Raw genomic sequence first — 1125 nt, 5'->3', positions numbered from 1 at the left:
TGTAAGTGTCCCTAAAAATCAGACAGTTTGAAAGTTGAGAAAAACACTTAATTTTAAACTGATGAAAAAGACGCGATTCACAGAGACGCAAATCGTCTCGATTCTCAAACAACAGGAAGCTGGCATTTCTACAAAGGAAATCTGCCGTCAAAACAGCATTTCCGAAGCTACTTTTTACAATTGGAAGAGCCGGTATGGCGGTATGGAAACTTCTGACATAAAACGGCTTAAAGATCTGGAAGAAGAAAATGCCCGATTGAAAAAAATGTATGCCGATCTAAGCCTTGACAATCACATTCTTAAAGAACTTTTCACAAAAAAAGGCTGGGCTCTGCCGCAAAAAGGCAATTGACGGATGAGATTATTCAGGAGCATAATATTGCCGTAAGCAGGGCCTGCAAAATAGTTAAATTAGTACGCTCCCAATATTATTATAGCAGCAAAAAGGATGATACTGTAGTTGTCGATTCCCTTCAGGAACTGGCCTTCAAGCATCCTTCCTATGGGTTTCGTAAACTATTTGCTTACCTAAGAAAATCAGGAAAGCCCTGGAATCATAAAAAAGTTTACAGGATTTATAAGCTGTTAAAGCTGAATAAAAAACGTAAGGGAAAAAGAAGGTTGCCTGAAAGAGTTAAACAACCTTTAGTACAACCTGACCGGGTTAATAAAAGCTGGAGCATAGATTTCATGAGTGACAGTATGGTCGGAAACCGAAAATTCAGGACGTTTAATGTGATTGATGACAGTACAAGAGAAGCGTTGGTAATTGACGTTGACACCTCATTGTCATCTAAACGCATTATCAGGACTTTAGAGAAAGTTGTCGCGCAAAGAGGTGCTCCAGATTCTATAAGATCTGACAATGGTCCGGAGTTTACTTCAAAGGATTTTCAGTTGTGGTGTCAAGGTAAAAAGATTGTAAATCAATTTATACAGCCAGGGAAACCGATGCAGAACGGTTATATTGAACGTTTTAATCGCCTTTATCGGGAAGCCGTACTTGATGCGTATTTGTTTTTTGACCTTGACCAAGTCAGACAACTGACAGAAGAATGGATCGATGAATACAACCATCGCAGACCTCATGAGGGACTTCAAAACATGACGCCGATTGAACGGAAA

General features: G+C 39.5%; 1 protein-coding gene. It reads left to right on the top strand.

The window, feature by feature from the left end:
- Nucleotides 1-61 precede the first annotated feature (61 nt).
- Nucleotides 62-1125 (top strand): IS3 family transposase gene (locus AC1XUD_RS26520; protein WP_483364071.1). Its coding sequence is split into 2 segments (ribosomal slippage), with 1065 coding nucleotides annotated over them: nucleotides 62-323 and nucleotides 323-1125; the frame shifts between segments, so codons are not numbered across the junction. This gene is flagged as partial in the annotation.

The sequence above is a fragment of the Dyadobacter sp. HNCC25DJ184 genome (assembly GCF_056895215.1).
The sequence above is the reverse complement of the archived record's forward strand: the minus strand, read 5'-3'. Positions and strand labels throughout refer to the sequence as shown.